Annotated in this window: 3 protein-coding genes and 1 pseudogene; all 4 read left to right on the top strand. The window is 71.6% G+C overall.

The genetic code is table 11. The features are described 5' to 3' along the window. Window positions 1-841 (top strand): ABC transporter permease (locus HKK72_RS37170; RefSeq protein ID WP_187239081.1); only part of this gene is annotated, 841 nt, incomplete at its 5' end. Between the two features lie 9 nt (window positions 842-850). Then, window positions 851-2,140: a hydantoinase/oxoprolinase N-terminal domain-containing protein gene (locus HKK72_RS37165; RefSeq protein ID WP_187239080.1), complete on the top strand. Its 1,290-nt coding sequence runs from the start codon at window positions 851-853 to the stop codon at window positions 2,138-2,140. Then, on the top strand, window positions 2,137-3,240 hold the full coding sequence (locus HKK72_RS37160; RefSeq protein ID WP_187239079.1) for a DUF917 domain-containing protein: 1,104 nt from the start codon (window positions 2,137-2,139) through the stop codon (window positions 3,238-3,240). The genes HKK72_RS37165 and HKK72_RS37160 overlap by 4 nt, the downstream gene beginning before the upstream one ends. Next, a pseudogene (locus HKK72_RS37155) lies at window positions 3,237-3,829 on the top strand (PucR family transcriptional regulator); the annotation flags it as partial. The gene HKK72_RS37160 and the pseudogene HKK72_RS37155, both read left to right, overlap by 4 nt.

Here is a 3,829-nt window from a genome sequence, read left to right as displayed (position 1 = left end):
GAATCTGGTCAACGTGCTCGACCAGTGTTCGGTGGTCGGGCTGCTCGCCACCGGTGCGACCGTCTGCATCATCAGCGGTGTCTTCGACCTGACCGCGAGCGCCACTCTCGCCCTGTCCGCGATCATCGGTGTCAAGGTGGTGCAGAATTTCGGTGTCCCGATCGGCTTCGCCGCGGCCGTGCTCACCGGCGCGATCCTGGGCCTGATCACGGGCACGATCGTCGTGCGCAGTGGCGTCAACTCGTTCATCGCCACCCTCGCCACCAGCATCATCTACCGCGGCCTGGCCGTGGTCGTCACATCCGGCGTCATCGCGTACCCGCTGGCCAGGCAGGCCGAGGACTTCGGCATACTGACCTGGCCTTCGGTGTTCAACCTGACCGCCGCGACCGTCGTGTTCATCATCGTGGTGGCGGCGATCGCGGTCCTGATCGCGGCGACCACGTTCGGGCGGCGGGTCTACGCGGTCGGCGGAAACGTCGAGGCGGCCAGGTTGTCCGGCATCCGCGTCGGCCAGATTCACGTCGCCGCCTACGTCGTCAGCGGCATCTGCTCGGCGCTCGCCGGGCTCATCCTCGCCTCGCGCGCAGGGTCGGCCCAGTCCAGCATGGCCACCGGCATGGAGCTGTCGGCCATCGCCGCCGCCGTCATCGGCGGCACCAGCATCCTGGGCGGCGAGGGCGCGATCTGGCGCGGGGTCGTCGGCGCGCTGTTGCTGACGTTGATCGGCAACGGCTTCAACCTGCTGGGGTGGAACACCACCTACCAGCAGGTGGTGCAGGGCTGCCTGATCCTTCTGGCCGTCACAGTCGACCGCTACCTGCGTAAACGCGCGAGGTAGTGTTCAGTCGTGGTCAACCGGGCTGACGTGCCGGTACACGTCGGGGTCAGCCTGGGACCGGACCGGTCCCAGGCTGTGGTGGTCCGGCATCGCACGGTCCTCGGGTCGGTCTCGGTCCCCTGCTGTGATCCGAGCGAGCTGCTGTCCGGTCTCCAGCCGGCCCACAGGGAGCAGGCGCGCAGTGTCACGATCGACATCAGCCGGCTGCTCCTTGCGGCGGTGCTGCAGTCGTCGGGGGAGCTTTCCCCCGTCGCGATGGTCCGTGTCCTGCCGCGCGCCGCCACCGATCCGGCGCTCGACCGCCACCCGGCCGAGATCATCGAACGGCTGGTGACCCGGCGTTTCACCATCCCCGGCGGACACGATCTCTTCGGGCGGGAGCTGGTGCCGCTCGACCGGCAGGCGCTGCAGGCGGTTTGCCGTGAGATCGAGCGGGACGGCACGCGGTGCATCGCCGTCGTCGCGGCGGGATCGCAGGCGCAGCCACGGCACGAGCGCGAGGTGGCAGACGGCCTCCAGTCCGTCCGGCCCGACGCGCGGATCTCGGTGGCGTACGACTTCGGCGGCCTGGGGTTGGCGCCGCGCGAGGCGACCGTGGCGTTGAACTCCGCGCTGAGCGATATCGCGGAGGACGTCCTCGACGCCTGCGAGAGCGCCGTGCGGAGGTGGACGCCCGGCACGCCGCTGCATGTCGGCCGGGGCGACGGCGGGTGGGTCAACGCGTCACGGATGCGCACGCTGCCGGTCCTCGGTCTGGGCGCCGCCGACGCGTTGCAGCTGCTCGGCGCCGCGGTGCTGAGCGGGACTGACGACTGCCGGGTACTGCTCGACCGGCCGTCCGGGCGGGTCGTGGGCGACGTGCGCCACCGGCTGGTGGCGGTCCGTCCCTACGCGCTCCACGGGCTGGGGACCGAGCTGGTGGTGCCCACCGCGGCGCTGACCGGTGCCGACGGGGTCCAGCGTACGTCCGATCCGGTGACGAGGCGGCCCGGCGACGTCCCGCTGGTGGAGGCCGATCGTGATCCGGACGAGCTGACCTGCATCGGCGCCACGGTCAGCCGGCCCACCGCCTGGCTGGACGAGATCGCCTTCATCGAGTCGACCGACGAGCTCGAGGGCATCCGCCGGGACGCCCAGGCCCGGGCCACCGCGATCGTCACCGCGAACGGCGCCAATCCCGGTACCGCCGACATCGTGGAGATGTCCACCGTCGCGATGCCCTACAGCCCGTCGGGCACGGTGCGGGTACGCGTGCGCGTCGCGGGCGCTCTCGACGACCGCTCACGGCCGGCCTCATGAGCACCGGATACGTCGGTTCGGCGACATCGATCACGGCCACGGACATTCCCGCCCTGTACGAGGGCGCCAAGTTCTACTCGCCGGCCGTCGGCGACGCGAGCAAGGCCTCGCTGGTGTCCTGGGTCACGGACCTGCTCGAGCGCAACGGGCCGGTCATGCTCGTCCGTCCCGAGGGGCTGTCACCGCAGGTCCACTGCGTTTCGCTGTGCGTGATCGGATCCGGTGCGGCGCTGGCCGACCTTCCTCCGTCCGGTGACGAGTTCGTGCTGGCCGTACGGGAGCTGGAACATCTCATGCACCGGCGCTTCGGTGCGGTGTATCCGCTGGCCGCGGCGACGGTCAGCGCGCTCGTGCCGCTGGCCGCGGCGTCGCAGCTCGACGTCCCGCTGCTGGACGCCGACGGCATGGGCCGGACGTTCGCGCTCATCCACCACACGTCCATGCGGCTGGCCGGCCTGTCGCCCGCCCCGCTGGCCGTCCGGGGCCCCACCGGGGAGACGGTCACGATCGAGGTGCGTGCTCCGGCGCGCGCCGACGCGCTGCTGCGCTCGAACGTCGAAACGCTCGGCGGGTGGGCGGCCCTGGCCTCCTACCCCTGTACGGCCGGTGACCTTCGCCGCGCGGCGTTGCCGAGCACCGTCTCGCGCCTGATCAACGTCGGCCGGCTGTTGCTGGAGCCCATCGGTGCCGATGTACTGGTCGCCAGGCTGGCCGCCCTCACCGGGTGTCGGCGGATCGGTCGAGGACGGATCGTCGAGCTGGAACACCTCAGCCGCCCCAGCGACGTCACCATCCCGGCGCATCCGTCGAGTGTGGTCATCGACGAGATCGGCGGCCAAGGACGGCTGTTCCGCCTGGAGCTGCGCAGCGAGATCGTCGCCGTGTTCGCAGACGGTGTGCTGGCGGCCGCCGCACCGGATCTGGTCTGCCTCGTGGACGTTCTGCGGGGCGAGCTGGCGACGCTCGACAGCCTTGAGCCGGGCGACGTGGTGGACGCTCTGGTCATGCCGGCCGACGCCGTCTGGTATTCGGCCGAAGGCCTGGCCATGGTCGGGCCGGCGTCCCACGGCATCCCGCTGGACCACCCGAGGCGCCGATGAGGAGTCGTCCGTCCACGGCGTCGCTGGACCTGGCCGAGCTCTTGCGGGTCGAGCCGCTGGCCCGTGCCGAGGCCGTGCATCTGGCCGATCCGTCCCGGCGGGTACACCAGGTGGTGCTGGCTGAGACGTTCGAGCGCCTTGGGCACATCGTTCCGCACTCGGTGGTCGTGCTGCACGCCGAGGCCGCCGCGGGCGGCTGGTCGCTGGCCGCCGCACTGCACGCGGCATGGGAGCGCAACGCCTCCGCCGTCGTCGTGCCCAGGGCGGCGATGAGCTCGTCCAGCGCCGTCCTGGCCGAGCGGCTCGGCACCGCCCTGCTGGTGATCGACGACGACCCGGTGGACGTCGCGCTGGCCCTCGCGGGTCAGATCAGTGCTCCGCAGTCCGCCAGGGCTGTCCGGGTCGCGCTGTGCGCCGAACGGCTGGCCGACCAGTCGAGCATCCGCGGTGTGCTCGGCGTGCTGAACGGCGAGCTCGGACATGTACCGGTGGCGCTGACGATCGGTGGCTCCGTCGTGGCCGGCCGGGCGGCGGCCATGCGGGAACGTCCGGACCACGAGCAGGTACGGGTCCAGGTGCGCGGGGCGGG

The sequence above is a fragment of the Actinomadura sp. HBU206391 genome (assembly GCF_014323665.1).
GTDB lineage: Bacteria > Actinomycetota > Actinomycetes > Streptosporangiales > Streptosporangiaceae > Actinomadura_C.
Note: the sequence above shows the minus strand (reverse complement) of the source record. Positions and strands in the feature narration are given on the sequence as shown.